Below are 18096 nucleotides of genomic sequence, written 5' to 3' on the forward strand. Positions count from 1 at the left end.
AGGGCCATATAGCGGAAGAAGCGCAGCTTCGGCACCGGAATAGGTACTAGAGGAAATTGCTGGGCAAGGTGTTTAAGATGCCGAATATGCTGGAGGTACTGCCGTACCTCACCGTTGGTGGGTTTCTTCGGTTCGCGCTTGAGTGCTTCCCATCCACTGTGCAAAGCACCAGGCGGGACCACAAGTAGTTCGTCGATCAATGCCTTGGTCGCCGGCGTCAGCGCCTCGGAAATGCTTTCGAAATAGCCACTGTTAACCTCTTCCCTGGCCCGCTGCGCCATGCGCTCGAGCACGGTAAAGCCGGGGAGCTCATAGCGATGACGGATCAGCTCTTCCAGCATGACGTTGATGATGTCTGGCACCGAGTTCTTGATCTCGGCTGCTTCTTCGGCAACCGAGCGCAACCAAGTACGCCCCGCATCGTCGAGGATACGTACGTCTAGGTATTGCCTGAGCAGTGCAATGTGCGAACGTTTGGAGCCGCTGGTGTCATAGTCGTTCAGTTGATCCGCCGGTGGCATCTTCAGGTAGCCCGCCTCCTTGCCGATATGCTGCTTGATCGTGTCCGGCACATCCCGCAGTACGGCGAAATAGCCAAGGCGCTGGAAGATCTTGAGGTGAATGAGCACCGCCAGTCGGGACAGCGGCCGCTGGATCACACCTTTTACGAATTCGATCTCGGCCTCGGTAGGCGTATAGACATCGCGCAGTTCCTTGAGGGAGGGGTCAGCTTTCAGGCGGGGATAGGCGGTTTCGGAAAGCGTCGTCATGCGAGACCTGTTCGAGGCGGATGTTGGAGGTCGATATGAGAGGCTGCAGGGTCAGTTCCAATAGCGGTCGCCGGTGGGATCATGGACCCGGGCTTCCAGGAAGCATTGGTGGTTATCGGCGATCCGATGCATATCGTCGAGGAGTGCGACAATGGCATCGATGATGCCGTCATCGCTATCACCCTCCACCGTAATTCGGTATCGGCCTTCCTTGTCGAGCCGATGCATCTGATGCGGCGCGAGACAAAGCTCTTCGATGAGGCGATGTGCTTGAGGGAGCCCACGCACCTGACTGTTGTAACGCGAGAGGAGGCAGGTGACCTCGACCTGCAGGCGGCAGGCGGGCGACGGTGGGACCAAGCTCGGCAAGGCAGGAACGACTTGGGGTGCCAAGGGGGGGGCTATGGCCTTTGGGTCAGCCTGAACCATGCCGACGTTGCCAGGCAGCACGATGAACTCGGCCGCATCCAGATATCGGATGGCCGATTTGGCGTCCTTCCAGCCGACATAGTCCATGAGCGTCCTCGCGTCCCACCCATTACTGGATGCCCAGTTGGCAAAGCCACGACGCAGAGAGTGACCGCTATAACCGCTAGGTGCCTCGAGGCCTGTTCGGGCGAACATGCGCCTGAGCAAGGGTATGAGGCTATTGGTGTGAAGACCTGAGTCACTGAGGGTTCCGAACTGGTCGATTCCTCGAAACACCGGACCATTGGTCAAGCCGGACAGCGATATCCAGTCCTGGTAGGCGGCCACAGGACAGAGCTTCGTCAGTGCCGGTACCTTGAAGGTCTTGCCTGCGGCCTGCCGATCGCTCTTGCTGACAGGCAGGAAGATTTTCAGGCCGCGTCCCGGCGCGACATCAACAAATTCAACCGCGGCACGGGTCAGCTCGTCCCCCCGAAAGCCTCGCCAGAATCCCAGCAGCAGCAAAGCCTTGTCGCGAGCGTAACGTAGTTGGCCATTACGATCTCCCCGCGAATCGGCAAGGCTGATAGCCGTATCGTGCCAGTTTACAACCTGCTCCAACTGATCGAGCTGCAGCGGCTGCGCCTGTTTCGGTACCGCTGGGTGTAAGGTCTGGATGCCCTTGAGGACCTTGCGCACAACAGGCGCTTTGGTCGGATCGGGAAAGCCCTGCTCCTTGTGCCATTGGGCCAGCGCCGCCAGCCGCTGCTTCAGAGTCGAAACCGTCAAGAGCGCCGCATTGTCGGCCAGATAACGAGCGATGCTATCCGCGGTAGCGGGTAGAAAACCCTTCCACTCCTCCTCGAAGTGGCGCACGGCCGACGCGTAGCTGCGGCGGGTGTTCTTCCGAACCGCAGCTTCCAAGTATTGGTCGAGTTTGCTCATGCAAAGTGTAGCCGTCAGTAACTTTTAGGTCCGACGATGGCACGCACCTTGAGCGGACCACCGTGCGACTCCAGATCGCGCTCAAGCCCCGTCGCGTTGCCAATCCGGCCTTCCGGATCATAGATAAAACATACCAGCGTGCCGCAATCAGGATGACGCTGATAACGTGCAATATCGACCAAAAGCTCGGCGCCCAAGTCGGCATCGCTCAGCGATTGACGCGTCTTTTTCACTTCGATGACGACACGTTCCTTCTTCAGCAGGAAATCCATCCGCGATGCACCACCAGCATAAGTTGGTGACCATTCTTCAGGCCGAATATCGTCGAAATGCAGCCTCAGCAATGCATGCAAGAGATCCTGCACGTCATATTCATCCTCGATTTCAAGCGTACCTCGCTTGGCATGCCGTGACCTAAGTTGCCGTGCCACACCATGAAAACGCAAGCAGATGCGTTCGACCAGTGAAAGTACGTCTGTAGCTGCGGACTCGTTTTCATAGTCCAGATCGTATTCCAGTATTTCGTCAATCAGCGAGGCCAAGATGGCACGTGCTCGCTCGAGACCATGAAGGTAGGCTCGTTGGAATTCATAGTCCGGGGTATCGACAAAAAAAGCGGAAAGACTGTAAGAGATGGTAGTGAAGTCGATGAAGTGTCGGCTGGCCTCCCCAAATATCCGCTGAATGGCAACCTCTGTGTCCCGCTGCCACTTTGTAAAAGCCTGGTTACCGGAATCCAGCCTTTGTAACTGATCGATCAATTCCATTTGACGGGTCAGAATTGCAACGGCGCGGGCAGAGTTCATAGGTGTTTACACGCAGGCTTGGTTAGGTCTAATTGACGAAAGTGTGGTTGTTGAGAGCATAGCGCGCCCCCTAGGGCGATACCTCCGCATTCGTACATCCTTCCGCCAAGTAGACCACGCCCCATCAAACGCTAATCATTTTCCCCGCAGCCGTAAGGCATTCCCCACTACCGACACCGAGCTCATACTCATCGCCAGCGCAGCAATCAACGGCGACAATAGCCAGCCGGTAAACGGATACAACAGCCCGGCCGCAATGGGCACGCCAAGCGCGTTGTAGAGCAAGGCGAACATCAAGTTCTGCCTCATATTGGCTACGGTAGCGACCGAGATCACCCGCGCCGCCGCAATACCGCGCAGATCTCCCTTGACCAGCGTCAGTTGGGCGCTGTGCATGGCCACATCGGTGCCGGTGCCCATGGCGATGCCAACGTCGGCACGGGCTAGCGCCGGCGCGTCGTTAATGCCGTCGCCGGCCATCGCCACTACCTTGCCCTCACCTTGTAGCCGTTCAACCAGTGCCAGCTTGTCGGCCGGCTTTACCTCGCCATGTACTTCGGCGATGCCGAGCTGTTGGCCAACCGCACGGGCCGTGGTCAAGCCATCTCCAGTGGCCATCACCACCGAGATGCCAGCCTCCTGCAGGCCAGCCAGCGCCGCGGGTGTACTGGCCTTGATCGGATCGGATACCGCTAACACGCCAGCCAGCCCGCCATCGACTGCCAGCTGGATTACGCTGGCGCCATGCTGGCGTAGCGCTTCGGCCGCCTCGCCGAGCGCGTCGAGCGGCACGCCGAGTTGTTCCATGAAGGCCCGGTTGCCGAGTGCCAGCGAACGACCTTCCACGTTGCCACGCACGCCGATGCCGCTGGCCGACTCGAAATCCTCCACGGTCGCCAAAGTCAGTCCCTGACTACGCGCGGCACGCACGATGGCATCGGCCAGTGGATGTTCGCTGCCTTGATCGAGGCTCGCGGCGAGCCGCAGGATGTCGGTCTCGCTCCAGCCATCAGCAGCGACCGCACGCTCAAAGCTCGGCCGGCCCTCGGTAAGCGTGCCAGTCTTGTCTACCACCAAGGTATTTACCCGCCGTAAATGCTCGATGGCTGCCGCATCACGGAACAGCACGCCCTGGCCGGCCGCATTGCCGGTCGCGACCATGATCGACATAGGCGTCGCCAGACCGAGCGCACAGGGACAGGCGATAATCAACACCGCCACCGCGTTCAACAGGCCATACAACCAGCTTGGCTGCGGTCCCAGCAGACCCCAAGCAAAGAAGGTGGCGATGGCAACGCTTACGACGGCAACCACAAAGTAACCTGCCACCACGTCGGCCATGCGCTGCATCGGCGCCTTGGAGCGTTGGGCTGCTGCCACCATCTGCACGATCTGCGATAGCACGGTCTGGCTGCCGACCTGTTCCGCGCGCATGACCAATGCGCCGCTACTGTTCATTGTGGCACCGATCAGCTTGTCGCCGGCCGCCTTGGCCACCGGCAGCGGCTCACCGGTCAGCATCGATTCGTCCACCGCGCTCTTGCCTTCAAGCACCACGCCGTCAACCGGCACCTTCTCGCCTGGTCGCACACGCAAGCGGTCGCCGACGTGTACCTCGGCCAGTGGCACATCCTCGTCGCTACCATCGTCGCGCACGCGTCGCGCGGTCTTCGGTGCTAGGCCTAGCAAAGCCTTGATAGCTGCCGAAGTTTGCGAGCGGGCCCGTAATTCCAGCATCTGGCCGAGCAAGGTCAAGGAAATGATGACGTCGGCCGCCTCGAAATAGACACTGACGCGCCCCATGCTCTGGAATGAAGCGGGGAAGACGCTTGGAATCAGCGTCGCCGCCAAGCTATAGACGAAGGCGGCGCCAGTTCCGAGGCCGATCAGTGTCCACATATTGGGACTGCGAAGGGCGATGGATTGCGCCCCGCGGATAAAGAAAGGCTTGCCAGCCCAGAGCACCACCGGCAAGGATAGACTCAGCTCGACCCAGGTCTGGGTGCCAATGCCGAACAAGCCCAACTCGTGGCCAAACATGGCCAGCGCGGTGACCATCACCGTCAGCGGCAACGTCCACCAGAAGCGGCGGGCGAAATCGCTCAGTTCATGGTTCTCTTCCTCGTCGGCGGCGGGGAGGATGGGTTCCAGCGTCATGCCGCACTTAGGACAACTGCCGGGGTGGTCCTGGCGAATCTCCGGGTGCATCGGGCATGTATAAATCGTGCTGGGGGCGATGGGTGCCGATGGCGCGGACTGAGGAGCTAGTCGATGGTTATGACCACCATGACGCGCCTTCTGCGGGGCAGTCTGGTTCGCCGGCACCAGGGTCATACCGCATTTGGGGCATGCGCCGGGGTGATCCTGATGGACCTCCGGGTGCATCGGGCAGGTGTAGACGGCATCCTGCATGGCTGGCGCGGCCGGCACAGGAATATGCGCGCGCGTCTCGTGCTGTGAATGACCGTGTACGTGTTCGGCTTGTCCTATGAGCACCAGTGCCATGCCGCACTTGGGGCAATTCCCCGCCTGATCTGCCTGTACTTCCGGGTGCATGGGGCAGGTATAAGTGGAGGGCGTATTAGCCTTTTGCGATTGCATCGCCTCGTGTTCATTCACGGCTCATCTCCATGGCTGGTGCGCGGAACGCAGTAGTCAACGCGCTAGGTCTTTTCGCTTCTGTTCGAACTCTGCTCGGTCGATTTCGCCACGTGCGTAGCGTTGCTTGAGCAGCTCGAGAGCCGTGTCGCCCTCTTGTCGCTGGCTAAACGCCTTAACCAACATGACGATGCCGGCAAATACCAGGCCCCAGAAAAGCAGCATCATCAGCCAGCCCAAGCCCATACCTCCGAAACCCCACATCATGTCGCTCTCCTGTCATGCAGCGGCGAACTGGTTGTCACCCTAGCCATCATTACCAAGGCGTGGAAAAAACGCCGGCGTCCGATCGCGATAGGCCAGATACGCATCACCAAACTGCTCAACCATGTCCGCCTCCTCACGCTTGGCCAACTTGGCGTAGACCAAGACCAGGATCGGGAAGAGGACCAAGGTGATCAGTGTCGGCCACTGCAAGAGAAAGCCGAACATGATGATCACGAAGCCGTCGTACTGCGGATGGCGGATGCGTGCATAAGGTCCGGTCATTGCAAGTTTTCCGCTGGTCTGCGCCTTGTAGAGCTTGTCCCAGGCGGCGGCCAGTAGCCAGAAGCCGCAGAGAATCAGCACATTGCTGGCCAGATGGAAGGGACCAAAGTGCGGATTGACCTTCCAGCCAAACATCACCTCCAGCAGGTGGCCGTTGTCATGGGCGAGGAAGTCGATGCCGGGGAAGTGCTGACTCAACCACGGCAGTAGCAGGTAGATGGTCAGCGGGAAGCCGTACATTTCGGTGAACAGCGCTACCAGAAAGCCCGAGAACATGCCGAAGGAGCGCCAGTCGCGTGCGGTCTTTGGCTTGACGAAGCTGAAGGCAAAGATGATGAAGATGGCCGAGTTGATAACGACCAATGACCACAGGCCGTATGACGAAGCATCAGCGTGATTCATTACCGTCCTCCTCATTACCGGGCGGCTGGCTACGCTGGCCATGATGATGGTGGTGCCCATGACCGTGATGCATGAAAAGGTGCATCAGCGGACAAGCCGCCAGCAGCAAATAAGGCAAGGCACCCAGCACGTGAGCAGTGTGTTCCGTCAGCAAAAAGAACGCAGCAATCGCCGCAAATCCCCAGAACACCCAGCGATGCCGACTTGGCGGTGGATCGTGTTGCATGGTCTTCTCCTTTCGATGGGCGGCGCTTAGTTCCCCGCCCGGTTAAACCACTTTCAGCATGCCCATCATGCCGGCCGCTTCGTGCTCCAGGATGTGGCAATGGAACATGCGTAGACCACGCCAGTGCTGGACAGTCTTGATGCGTACCGTCTCGCCCGAGCGCAGGTTCACCGTATCCTGCCAGGCGCGGTACGAAGCCGACGTTACCTTGCCGTCGATTTCGCGCTCGATTACCTGGAACTGCGTGCCGTGCAGGTGGAAGGGATGGTCCATGTCCGAACGGTTGACCAGTTCCCACAGCTCAACCTCGTCAACCCGGCTGGTCAGGTCGACCCGATTCATGCCGAAGGTCTTTCCGTTTACCAGGAATTCCATACGGTGTTGGCCACCTTCCATGCTCATGTTTTCGCTGAACACCACCTGCTTTTGTGCCTTGGCCTCGCCGAGATCGGCAATATCGGCCAGCTTGGTGGGCAATGCCGGCGGCGCCGATTCGGTCACTGCGCCGAAATCCACTGTCAGTAGGGGCATGGCCTGCTCGGGCGCAACGTTGCCCATCTTGCCGCGGCCGTATATCGCGGCAATCAGATCGACCCGATCACGCCGACTACCAGCTTCAACCACCAGTTCAGCCCGCTGGCCCGGCGCTAGCAGGTATTCAGTCAGCCCAGCCTGCGGTGCTTCCAGCAGTCCACCATCCGTACCAACCAACGTCAGCGCGCTGCCCGGTAGCGTCAGTCGCAGGTAGCGTGCGCTGCAGGCGTTCCATACTCGCCAGCGCTCTCGACCGCCCCCGTGGAAGGCGAGCCTGGGCTGTCGCTGGGCATTCACCAGCGCGAACTGGCCCTCGCGGCCGTTCATGACGTCGTTGGCGTCGCTTGGGGCGATGGCGGCGTACTCGTCGAGTTTCAGGTCGGAAATCACCAGTAGCCGCTCCGGCACGCCGGCCAGCGGATCATGCCGGCTGCGCACCACTAAGGGTCCGGCCAATCCGCGAAATGCCTGCTCTGCCGTGTAATGGTGCGGATGAGGGTGGTACCAGTAGGTGCCGGCGCTGCCCTCCGGCAGACGGAAGCGGTAAGTCCGCTTTCCCCCTGGTTTCACCAAATCCCACGGGTTGCCGTCCTGCTCTGGCGGAATCGGCAGGCCATGCCAGTGGATCGTCGAGGGCTGCTTGAGCCGGTTGACGAAGGTGATTTCCACCTCATCGCCCTCGAATACCTCGATCAGCGGGCCGGGCAGGCTGTCGTTATAGGCCCAGAAAGTGGTCGGGCGCTCGCCCGCAATCAACGGGACGGCGACGGGGGCGGCGGTCAATGTGGCCACGAAGCGACCCGTTTGCGCGCTAAGGTTTGCCAGCTTGGGTATGTCGCGTAAGGCCGCACCGCTAACCAGTCGATCGGCTGGTAGCAGCGAGATGCCCTTGGCAGCGGACAAGCTCATGTTGCTCATGCCCGCCATGCCGGAAGCCCTCGCCAGCGTCGGTAAGGTCAACCCGGCCATTGCCAGTTGGCGCAAGAAAGTACGTCGATCCACCGCCTTACTCCTTCTGGCCCATTGGCATGGACATCATCGAGGACTGCTGGTCCATCATCTGCATCATCATGTCCATCATGCCCATGCCACCTGCCTTGTCGCCGCCCATGTTCATGCCCTTACCCATGTCCATGCAGCCCTTGCCGTCATGCATTTCCTTCATCATGGCCATGCTGTCCTTCATGGCGTGCATGCCTTCCATCATGGCCATCTGCCGGTCGGCTGGGGTTTTGGCGGCAGCCAGCTTGTCGTGCGCGGCTTGCAGCTTTTGCATCTGCTCGTTCACGGCCTTGTCGGACGGCTTGGCGGCCTTGACGTCAGGCTTGGCGTCATTCTTGTGGTGCTCTTCATTGGCGGGGGCAGCCAGGGCGGTACAGGCGAGCGCGGCGGCCATAATCCATTTCACGGACGTTTTCATGGTGTTCTCCAAAGGGCGTTAACGAAGGCAGTACGAGAAAAGCAAGGTCGAGCCATCGCCGCCAATAGGCGCGACGACGCACGCGGCCGAGCCACGAAGGCGTGAATGGCTAATCGTTGAAGCGGACGAACAGCAGGCGCGCTGCCGGGTCAGGCGGCGCGAACAGGCGGGTGGAAAGACGGGGCGAAATGACGCGGTTGCCCAGGATGGGTAGGAACAGCAAGGGCAAGACCAGCAGCACGACCCAATGGCTGGGATTCGGGAGCGGTGAACTGCCGAACGAAGCGATGGTGGACTTGGCCTGTGCACAGTGGTGTGCGCACAGTAAGTCGACTTTGCTGGCCGCATGATCGTGCTGCATCCCGATGGTCAGCACATCATGGGCAACACTTTCCTCGGCAAAGCAACCTTGCGTCGTCGCCAGCACGAACGCCACCACCCAGGCCAGCAAGGCCAGGCGGGACAGCATCGACAGGTGACGGCGTAACCACGGCACGGCGTTGCTCCAGTTAGCGTAGCTTCAGTCTAGGTCGCTCATTGCGGCGGGCAGTTGATATGCGTCAAGCATAGACAACACCCCTCATCAGGGGGCCTGGTAGCTGATGCCATTGGGTCCGGCGCCAACGTGGTGGATTGCAACGACTCGATGGCTGGCCGTGTCGATCACGGTAAAGGTGCCGTCCTCGATATTGCTGACAAAGGCATAGGCACCGTCGCTGCTCATTGCCACGCCGTGGGCACCCTTGCCGGAAGTGACCGTGGCTACCACCTTGCTGGCGATCGGGTCGAATACCGAGACCTTGTCGTCGGGTTGCTTGGCGCTGCCCTGGTTGGCACGGAAGACCTGCTTGCCGTCCGGCGTGGCAAACATCTGGATCGGTGTGCGACCGACCGCCACTTTGCCGGTCAGCTTGCGTTTAGCCGTATCGATCAGACCGAGCTTGTTCTCGGCGCTCAGCGAGACATAGGCCTGTTTACCATCCGGGGCGAAGCCGACCTGGACCGGGGCCTTGCCCACCGCGATACGTCCGACTTCTTTAAGACTGGCCAGATCGATGACTGACACTGCGTCAGCCTTCATGTCTGCCACATAGAGCGTGCCGCCATCTGGACTCAAGCGCAGGCCGTGCGGGAAGGCACCGGTTGCGACCTGGCCGATTTCCTTCTGCGCTTCCAGGTCGAACACCCGCACCACACTCGCGGCCGAATCGGTCACGAAGGCGCGCTTGCCGGCCAGGTCGGTCACCACGTGGGCCGGGTGCGCGCCGGCCGGAAGGGCGAAGGCCGGTTGTGCCAGGCCATCGATGCGGAATCCCAGCAACTGACCGCCACCCATGCTGTGCCCTTCGTGGCCCGCATGCTGCGGCATGCCCACCACCAGTAACCAGCGCCCATCCGGTGAAACCTGAAGATTATGCGGCGCCACGTCTAGCTTGACCGTGTTGACGGTACCGTCGATCAGCCGCACCTGGCTGATGGAGCCCTCACGTTCGTTGGCTGTGTAGACGGTGCCGGTCGGCGCAGCGAGGGCCAGTTGGGCTGCCAGTGCCAGACCGGTCAGTATGAAATGCTTGATGCGCGACATGGAAACTCTCCTCAAGGAGTGGTAGGGAACGACTCCCACATTAGGTTGCCGCTCCTCTTGCAGCCTTGACTGCAGTCAAGCGTTTTAGGCCGCAATCCCAGCATCCATCACGGTTTGAGCTTGCGCGACGACCAGTGCACGTGAGCAATGCGCCAGTCGCTATCGACGCGCCTGAGCACCATGGTTTCGGTGCCGGCGTAGCGCGTCGTCACCTTGCCCTTGCTGGCCGAAGTTTCGGTCTCCGACATCACCACCGCCGCGTCGCCTGCTTCGGTCGCTTGTTGCTTGAGCACGCGGGTCTTGCTGGTCTTGGCGTAGGCGATGTCCTCTGGCAGGTGGTGGCCCGCGTACTCGGCGCGTGAGCGTTCGACCCAGCCCGATTCGTAGATCAGCAGCTCGGGCAGCAGCAGCGTTTCAACGGCGGCTTGATCGCCACGCTGCATGGCGGCGTGGAACTGCTCGACGGTTTCGGTCGGGGTAGCTGCATCAACGGTGAATGCAACTACGGCAGCCAATCCCGCCATCAGGATTCGTGGATTGCGCATGGCGTGGTCGCTCACTTGATGCTCAGGCGAACCTGGTCGTCGCCCTTGCCGGGTACCGACACCTTCACGATGGCCTTGCTGCCGGCGCCGACCTTGAAGCTGCCCTTAGCAGACAGCTGATTGCCGGCGGCTGGTGCCAATTTGGTGTCGGACTTGTCGCTGCCGCTGAGCAGGATCACTTCGCCGCTGGTGCCCTTGGCATCGATGTCCTTGTCGTGGTCGGTCAGGTAGACATCCAGGCTGTCAGTCTTGGCCACCAGCTCCACGGTGACGTGCTTGCCTTCGGCGATGACACCGCCGTGCATGGGCTTCAGGTCGCCATGGGCGAAGGCGGGTGCGATCAGGGTGGCGGTCAGCAGGGCGGGGATCAGCTTGTTCATGGATAGGGCCTTTCAGTGGGGGATACGGGTTAAAAAACGTCGTGGCTATGTTCGGCTAGCAAGGCTTCGAGCGGCTCCCGGCCGTACAGCCAGAACATCAGCGGTGTCAGTAGGGTGTCGAGCACGGTCGAACTTGCCAGTCCGCCGAAGATCACCACGGCGACCGGATGCAGGATTTCCTTGCCTGGCGCGTCGGCGGCGAACAGCAGCGGTACCAGGGCGAAGGCAGCGACCAAGGCAGTCATCAGCACCGGCGTCAGTCGTTCGAGCGAGCCGCGCACTATCATGGCCGTGCCGAAGGTCTCGCCCTCAAACTTGCACAGGTTGATGTAGTGGCTGACTTTGAGGATGCCATTGCGGGTGGCGATGCCGGTCAGCGTGATGAAACCGACCAGGGACGCGACCGACAGCGAAATACCAGTCAGCCACATCGCCGCCACGCTGCCGATCAACGCCATGGGGATATTGCCCATGATCATCAACGCCAGGCGATGCGACTTGTAGCGACTGAAGAGCACCATGAAGATCAGCCCGAGCGAGATCAGCGACAGCGCGGCAATCAGCTGCGTGGCCTGTTCCTGCGCCTGGAACTGGCCTTCCAGGCTGATGAAATAGCCTTCCGGCAGCTTGGTCTGGGCGATTTCGCTGCGAATGCGCGCCACGATACCGGCCATGTCGGAGCCATCGGTATTGGCGGCCAGGACGATGCGTCGGCGGCTGTTCTCGCGACCAATCTGGTTGGGACCGTCGCCCTCTTCGACGCTGGCGACCAGACTGAGCGGGATGCGGCCATGGGGCGTATCGATCAGCACATTGGCCAGACCTTGGGCATTACGGGCCGTATCGGGCAGCCGCACCACCAGGTTGAAGCGCTTGTTACCATCGACGATCTGGGAGACGGTATCGCCTTCGGTCAGCGTTTCCAGTGTCTTCAACAAGGTGCCGGGCGACACGCCGTACTGGGCCGCACGGGCGTAGTCGAGCCGGACCTTGATCTGCGGGATCAGCACCTGCTTTTCGATCTGCAGGTCGGTCAGGCCCGGCACCTTGGCCAAGCGGTCACGTAGTGCCGCAGCCTGGCCGCGCAGAGTGTCGAGGTCGTCGCCATACAGCTTGATGGCGATCTGCGCCCGCACGCCAGACAGCAGGTGATCGAGCCGATGCGAGATCGGCTGACCGATCAGGGCGGTCGCCGGCAGCGGCGCCAACTTCGACCGGATGTCGGCAATGATAGCCTCGCGGCCACGGCTGCTGTGCTTCAGGTCAACATCCATCTCGCTGGAATGAACGCCCTCGGCATGCTCGTCGAGCTCGGCACGACCGGTACGACGACCGACACTTTTTACTTCGGGGACTTCGGCAATCAGTGTTTCGGCCAAGGCGCCGACACGGTTGGATTCGGCCAGCGAGGTGCCGGGATTGAGCAGCAGGCTGATGGTCAGCGTGCCCTCGTTGAACGCCGGCAGGAAAGCACGTGGGAAGAAGGGCACGGTGGCTACCGCCAAGACCAGCAAGACAACGGCGCCAAGCAGAACCTTGCGGGCATGGCCAAACGAGGCTTCCAACAGGCGCTTGTCCCATGCCTTGAGTCTGGCGACCAGCCACGAGTCGCCGTGCTCGATTTGCGTCATGCGTGGCAGCAGGAAGTAGCACATCACCGGGGTAATGGTCAGTGCCACCACCATGCTGGCCAGGATCGAGGTGATATAGGCGACGCCGAGTGGCACGAACAACCGGCCCTCGATGCCCGGCAATGCAAACAGCGGCACGAACACCAGCACGACGACCAGCGTGGCGACCACCACGCCCGAACGTACTTCGTTGGAGGCTGCGGCAATGGCCTTGACGATGGCGGCGACACCCACCGGCTTTTTCTGCTTGAGTCGGCGCAGCACGTTTTCGACGTCGACCAGCGCATCATCGACCAGTTCGCCGATGGCAATGGCAAGACCACCCAGGGTCATCACGTTGATCGACAATCCCATGGCCTTGAACACCAGCGCGGTGATGGCAATCGACAGCGGGATGGCGGTCAGCGAGATCAGCGTGGTGCGCACATTCATCAGGAACAGGAACAGGATCACCGCCACCATGATGGCGCCGTCACGCAGGGCCTCCTTGACGTTGTCGATCGACGATTCGATGAAATCAGCCTGGCGGAAGGAGATTTGCGGCTTGCTGACGCCAGGTGGTAGCGTCTTGGCGAGGCCCTGCAGCGCTTCCTCGATGTCGGCCGTCAGCCTGACCGTGTCGGCACTGGGTTGCTTCTGCACGCTGACAATGACGGCCGGCTTGCCGGCAAAACCGGCGTCACCGCGCTTGAACGCGGCTGCGAACTTCACCTCGGCAATCTGCTTCAGCAGGATGGGCTGACCATTACTGACCGTCACCGCCAGGCTCTGCAGGTCTTCCAGCCGGGTGGTGCGGCCGAGGTTGCGGATCAGGTACTCGCGTGCGTTCTGTTCCAGAAAGCCACCGCTGGTATTGCTGGAGAAGGCCTTCAACGCACCTTCCAGCTGCTCGAAACTGACGTTCAGCTGGGCCATGCGTGCCGGATCGGGTTCGACGCGGAACTGCCTTACCTCACCACCGATGGGGATCACCTGCGCCACGCCCGGTATCGACAACAGCCGCGGCCGCAGCACGAAGTCGGCATATTCGCGCACCTGCATCGGACTACTGCCAGCGCTGGCAGGCAGTGCGATCAGCATGATCTCGCCCATGACCGAGGAGATGGGACCCATATTCGGGTTCACACCCGGTGGCAGCTGCTCGCGCACCTCGGCCAATCGTTCGCCCACCAGCTGCCGGTTACGGTAGATGTCGCTGCCCCAGTCAAACTCGGCGTAAACAATGGACAGGCCAATACCGGAGACAGAACGGACCCGGGTAACGCCCGGCATGCCATTCAAGGCTGTCTCCAGCGGAAACGTGACCAGTTGCTCCACCTCTTCCGGTGCCATTCCGCCGGCCTCAGTCATTACCGTGACCATCGGCTTGTTAAGGTCGGGAAACACATCGACCGGCATGCGCCAGGCGGTCAAGCCGCCATAGAGCATCAGGATCAGCGCGGCGGCCAGGACCAGCAGGCGATTGCGCAGGCTGTGATTGACGATCCAGCTAAACATCGATCGTCCCTCAGCGAATCTGGTTGATGAGGGTGGCGCCGTCGGTCACCACGCGTGCACCTGCCTCGACACCATCGGCGAGCACTTGAGTGCCGTCAATCGGGGTAACTTTGACCGGCTTGGGTACGAAGCGCTCGGCAGCGGTATGTAGCCAGACGATGGCTTCGTTGGCGGGGTTGCGCACCACGGCAGCAGCCGGCAGCGCGACACCCTTCCGCATCGTCCGGGTTTGGGCAATGACCTTGACCGGTTGACCCAGTGCAAGCTTCAGCAGCGGCCCATCGGCACGGAACAGTAGTGGTAAAGCCCCGTCACGCAGGGCACGGCTGCCACCGAGGTAGCGTAGCTTGCTGCCGTCGCCCGCCAGACTGGCGCCAGCCAGGTTGTCCACCAGGCCGGCGTCGAAGGCTTGCGCTTCCACCAGCAGCTGGTTCGGATCGACTACCTCGAACAGCACTTCCTTGGCGTCGACCACCTGGCCTGCGACAACATTGGTCATGGCGATGGCACCGCTGACCGGTGCCAGCAGGGCATCACGCCCTTCCACCCCAGTAGTGACCGCAGCCAGGCGGCCCTTGATGCTGGCCAGCTCAGCCTCCGCTGCCTCGATTTCCTTGCGCGACACGCTGCCCTCCAGTTCATGCAATCGGGCCACATTCTTTTCTGCCTGCGTGTGCGCGGCATGCAGTTCGGCCAGCTGCGACAGCTGGCCACTGTGCTCGGCGCTGCCGACGGCTGGTTTGACATAGGCCAGCAGCTCGCCCCTATGCACGGTCTGGCCCGGCAGTGGCAGCCCCTTCGGCCCGGCCTCGATCCGGCCCGCCAGCAGCGCCTGTACGGTGCCGCCGGCACTGGGATTCATCACTACATGGCCATTCAGCTCAATGGTCTGCGGGTGTTCGCCCATCTCGGCCATGACGGTGCGCAGCGCCAGTCGTCGCTGGGCCACTTTGGGCAGGAACACGCTGCCATCGGGTAGGCGTTGCGGGCGATTGCCAACCAGCGTCTGGGCCGCGCCTGCGTCGCCGTGATCTTCTCCCCCATGCGCATGGACCACACCAATCATGGCGGTCAACAAGGTCAGGCAGGTTGCGGTCTTCAGGTACAGATTCATACTTTCTCCGGGTTGCCGGCGCGGCGCTTGCGAACAACGGCAATGAGGACGGCGGCCGCCAGGCCGCCTGCGGCCAGCCATAGCCAGCGGTGATTGCTTGCCCCTGACTGCTCCACCGGATGGCCATCAACCACCAGCGTCGATTCGAGCAGATCGCTGTCGTCGCCAGCCGTTACCGTAAACACCAGCGGATGCGAACCCGTGGTGGTCAATGGCGCCGCCTGCAACACGTAATGGTCGCCTTGCGGTGTGGCGACGCCTTTGAATGCAGCGCTTTCCACCTCGATATGGGCACCGCTGACGGGGGCGTTGTCGGCATAGCGGTCAAGGTACAGCGTCAGCTGCGGGCCGGACTGCTCGGTCAGCAACTCGAAGGTCTCGGATTTCGCCTCCGTGCGTGGATTGAGGCCGGGTCCCGCCGTCACAGCAGGTGGCGCATCGCCATGGTCTTCGCCGCCATGGGCGAGCACGGATGGCGACAGGGTGACAAACGTTGCGGCAAGCAGGGTGGCTTGCAGGCGGACATTCCTGGTCATGGCAGCACTCCCAATGCCTGGTTGTAGCGGGATATGGCACGGGCAGCTTCGAGGCGGGCTCGGGCCAGCCCCTGTTCAGCATCGAAGCGGTCGCTGTCGGCACGCAAGCGGGTTGCCAAATCGATGTTGCCGAGCTGGTAGGCCTTTGCCATCAAGGTGAAATTGTCCTGAGCCAGTTGCTGGCGTTGGCTGGCAATGGCGACAGCGTCCTGCTGCTGGCGCAGGTCCGTCTCGGCGCTGGCAAGGTCAGCCATCAACTGGCGCTTGAGTTTGTCATAGGCCGCCTGCGCCTCGATCAATTCGGCATTGGCTGCCGCCAATCGAGGCCGGTTACGGGTGTCACCACCGAACGGAACTTTGAGACGAAGGGTCAGCAGCTGGTTATAAGGCTCCAGCGTGCTTTGGCGTTCGCGCGTCAGGGCCAGGCTGAGTTCCGGGGCTTCTCGCAGATTGGCGCCAGCCAGCGCCAGTCGGGCTCGGGCTGCGACAAGGCGTACCTGTGCAGCGTGCAGTGCAGGATGCTGGTCGATCGACGCTTCTGCTATCCCGCCCAGTACGGGAGCTGGGTGCGATTCGAAACGTTTAGCGGGAGACTCGGCATCGAACGCGGGCTGGTCGGCGCTGGGCGCACTGCGGGCAAACACCAGCCAGTCGCGTTGCGTTCGCTGCCAGGCTGCTTCGGCCTGGGCCTGGCCAAGTTGTGCTGCCTGAAAGGCGATCTGCGCCGAATTGGCATCCACGCGGGCAATGGCACCCACCTTGAGGCGGCGGGCCAAGTCGCCCGCGAGCATGGCGGCCTCGGTCGCGCGACGGGTGGCTACGGCGGCGTCGCTACCGGCCAGTTGCAGCTGCCACCATGCCTCACGAAATGCGCCGGCAAATCGCCAGCGCGCCTCGTCTTGAGTGGCTTGATATTGGTCGCTTTCCGCGTCCGCTGTCGCCATTTGTCGGCTACGCTCGCCCGGCTGCCACAGTGGCAGACCGAACTCCAGCTCCCACTCCCTTACGCCCGCGTTGCGATCAGTGCGGTCGGTCTTGTGCGACAGACTAACCGTCAGCGGCTGCGGCGACCAGGCCTGTGCTGCCGTGCGGCGAGCGCTCATTTCCTCCTCGCGGGCTGCCTGCGCTTGGGCATCAGGCTGGGCCAGCCAGGCTTGTTCGAAGGTATCGTGGAGGCCGGCTGCATGTGCAAAGGGCAAGGCGCCCAGCAACAATGCAACCAGCAAGTAAGGTAAACGCATGCAATCCCCTGTCATGCGGCAAGTCGATGCCAAGACTCGTCATGCCGATCGATATGGGTGCAGCTTAGCCAGCGCGGGGTGTCGTCAAACTGACCGCGAGATTACAAATTTGTCATCTTCTGCCGCTGGAGCCGGCGATTGGCTACGATCTCGACTTAGGGAGGATCGCAATGCATCTGCTATTGGCCGAAGACGAACAGCATGCCGGGGAATATCTCGCCAAAGGCCTGGGCGAGAGCGGCTTCGTGGTCGACTGGGTTAAGACTGGTCGGGATGCGCTGCATCAGGCGCACAGCAGCGAGTACGACGCCATTATCCTCGACGTGGGTCTGCCCGACATCGACGGCTGGGAAGTCATCAAGCGATTGCGGCAGACCCAGCAGACGCCAGTACTGTTCTTGACCGCGCGCGACCGCATCGAGGATCGGGTACGAGGCCTCGAACTCGGCGCCGACGACTACCTGGTCAAACCTTATGCCTTCTCCGAGCTACTAGCGCGGGTGCGCGTGCTGTTGCGCCGAGGCAAGCAGCAGGAAACCGACATCCTGACCCTGAGTGATCTGGAAGCGCATCTGCTGCGCCGCCGGGTGGAGCGGGCCGGTCAACGCGTCGACCTGACGGCCAAGGAATACGCCCTGTTGCTCCTGTTCCTGCGCCGGCGCGGCGAGGTACTGAGCCGCACCCTGATCGCCGAGCAGGTGTGGGACATGAACTTCGATAGCGATACCAATGTGGTCGACGTGGCGGTTCGCCGGCTGCGCGCCAAGATCGACGAACCGTTCAGTCGTCCGCTGATCCATACGGTGCGCGGCTTTGGTTACGTGATGGAGCAGCGTGATTGAGCCGTCGTATACCCAGCTTGTTCACTGAGCACGCTACGTTGGCCACGCGGCTGGTCGTGTTGTTCAC

Annotated in this window: 18 protein-coding genes and 1 pseudogene; 1 reads left to right on the forward strand and 18 read right to left on the reverse strand. The window is 61.5% G+C overall.

From position 1 onward, the window contains the following. From ACE3OH_RS08245 to ACE3OH_RS08330, 18 genes and pseudogenes are all read right to left on the reverse strand, one after another. The coding region (locus tag ACE3OH_RS08245) for a DUF4158 domain-containing protein (protein WP_374350674.1) at nt 1-770 on the reverse strand (770 nt) is incomplete at its 3' end. A 51-nt stretch (nt 771-821) separates the two neighbouring features. Then, a complete protein-coding gene (locus ACE3OH_RS08250) occupies nt 822-2123 on the reverse strand; it encodes a site-specific integrase (RefSeq protein ID WP_374350676.1) in 1302 nt (433 codons plus the stop codon). A 14-nt stretch (nt 2124-2137) separates the two neighbouring features. Then, nucleotides 2138-2929, reverse strand: a complete 792-nt coding sequence (locus ACE3OH_RS08255) for a hypothetical protein (RefSeq protein ID WP_374350678.1) — start codon at nt 2927-2929, stop codon at nt 2138-2140. 135 nt (nt 2930-3064) lie between these two features. Beyond that, on the reverse strand, nt 3065-5434 hold the full coding sequence (locus ACE3OH_RS08260; RefSeq protein WP_374350718.1) for a copper-translocating P-type ATPase: 2370 nt from the start codon (nt 5432-5434) through the stop codon (nt 3065-3067). Further along, nucleotides 5432-5530: pseudogene (locus ACE3OH_RS08265) on the reverse strand (heavy metal-binding domain-containing protein); the annotation flags it as partial. The gene ACE3OH_RS08260 and the pseudogene ACE3OH_RS08265, both read right to left, overlap by 3 nt. A 54-nt stretch (nt 5531-5584) precedes the next feature. Beyond that, the gene (locus ACE3OH_RS08270) at nt 5585-5794 is read right to left on the reverse strand and encodes an SHOCT domain-containing protein (protein ID WP_374350681.1); all 210 of its coding nucleotides are present in this window, start codon (nt 5792-5794) and stop codon (nt 5585-5587) included. A 39-nt stretch (nt 5795-5833) separates the two neighbouring features. Then, nucleotides 5834-6478 carry an isoprenylcysteine carboxylmethyltransferase family protein gene (locus ACE3OH_RS08275; RefSeq protein ID WP_374350686.1) on the reverse strand — a complete coding sequence of 215 codons (645 nt, stop codon included), beginning with the start codon at nt 6476-6478 and terminating at the stop codon, nt 5834-5836. Further along, nucleotides 6465-6704, reverse strand: a complete 240-nt coding sequence (locus ACE3OH_RS08280) for a DUF2933 domain-containing protein (RefSeq protein WP_374350689.1) — start codon at nt 6702-6704, stop codon at nt 6465-6467. Before ACE3OH_RS08280 ends, ACE3OH_RS08275 begins: the two co-directional genes overlap by 14 nt. A 42-nt stretch (nt 6705-6746) precedes the next feature. Beyond that, complete coding sequence (locus ACE3OH_RS08285) at nt 6747-8240, reverse strand: multicopper oxidase family protein (RefSeq protein WP_374350692.1); 1494 nt, start codon at nt 8238-8240, stop codon at nt 6747-6749. A 4-nt stretch (nt 8241-8244) separates the two neighbouring features. After that, nucleotides 8245-8658 (reverse strand): hypothetical protein, encoded by a 414-nt coding sequence (locus ACE3OH_RS08290; protein WP_374350695.1) that lies wholly within the window; start codon nt 8656-8658, stop codon nt 8245-8247. 109 nt (nt 8659-8767) lie between these two features. Beyond that, nucleotides 8768-9154 (reverse strand): hypothetical protein, encoded by a 387-nt coding sequence (locus ACE3OH_RS08295; protein ID WP_374350697.1) that lies wholly within the window; start codon nt 9152-9154, stop codon nt 8768-8770. A gap of 87 nt (nt 9155-9241) precedes the next feature. Continuing rightward, nucleotides 9242-10243 (reverse strand): beta-propeller fold lactonase family protein, encoded by a 1002-nt coding sequence (locus ACE3OH_RS08300; RefSeq protein WP_374350699.1) that lies wholly within the window; start codon nt 10241-10243, stop codon nt 9242-9244. Between the two features lie 107 nt (nt 10244-10350). After that, a complete protein-coding gene (locus ACE3OH_RS08305; protein WP_374350702.1) occupies nt 10351-10788 on the reverse strand; it encodes a nuclear transport factor 2 family protein in 438 nt (145 codons plus the stop codon). An 11-nt stretch (nt 10789-10799) separates the two neighbouring features. After that, a complete protein-coding gene (locus ACE3OH_RS08310) occupies nt 10800-11168 on the reverse strand; it encodes a hypothetical protein (RefSeq protein ID WP_374350704.1) in 369 nt (122 codons plus the stop codon). Nucleotides 11169-11197: 29 nt separating this feature from the next. Further along, on the reverse strand, nt 11198-14296 hold the full coding sequence (locus ACE3OH_RS08315; protein WP_374350706.1) for an efflux RND transporter permease subunit: 3099 nt from the start codon (nt 14294-14296) through the stop codon (nt 11198-11200). Between the two features lie 10 nt (nt 14297-14306). Then, nucleotides 14307-15410: an efflux RND transporter periplasmic adaptor subunit gene (locus ACE3OH_RS08320; RefSeq protein WP_374350709.1), complete on the reverse strand. Its 1104-nt coding sequence runs from the start codon at nt 15408-15410 to the stop codon at nt 14307-14309. Beyond that, nucleotides 15407-15946, reverse strand: a complete 540-nt coding sequence (locus ACE3OH_RS08325) for a hypothetical protein (protein ID WP_374350712.1) — start codon at nt 15944-15946, stop codon at nt 15407-15409. Before ACE3OH_RS08325 ends, ACE3OH_RS08320 begins: the two co-directional genes overlap by 4 nt. Beyond that, nucleotides 15943-17187 carry a TolC family protein gene (locus tag ACE3OH_RS08330; protein WP_374350714.1) on the reverse strand — a complete coding sequence of 415 codons (1245 nt, stop codon included), beginning with the start codon at nt 17185-17187 and terminating at the stop codon, nt 15943-15945. Before ACE3OH_RS08330 ends, ACE3OH_RS08325 begins: the two co-directional genes overlap by 4 nt. Nucleotides 17188-17357: 170 nt before the next feature. Between ACE3OH_RS08330 and ACE3OH_RS08335 the strand changes: the two genes are divergently transcribed. After that, nucleotides 17358-18029: a heavy metal response regulator transcription factor gene (locus ACE3OH_RS08335; RefSeq protein ID WP_374350716.1), complete on the forward strand. Its 672-nt coding sequence runs from the start codon at nt 17358-17360 to the stop codon at nt 18027-18029. Nucleotides 18030-18096: the final 67 nt, after the last annotated feature.

Origin of the sequence: Chitinimonas sp., assembly GCF_041904975.1 — a bacterium.
GTDB lineage: Bacteria > Pseudomonadota > Gammaproteobacteria > Burkholderiales > Chitinimonadaceae > Chitinimonas.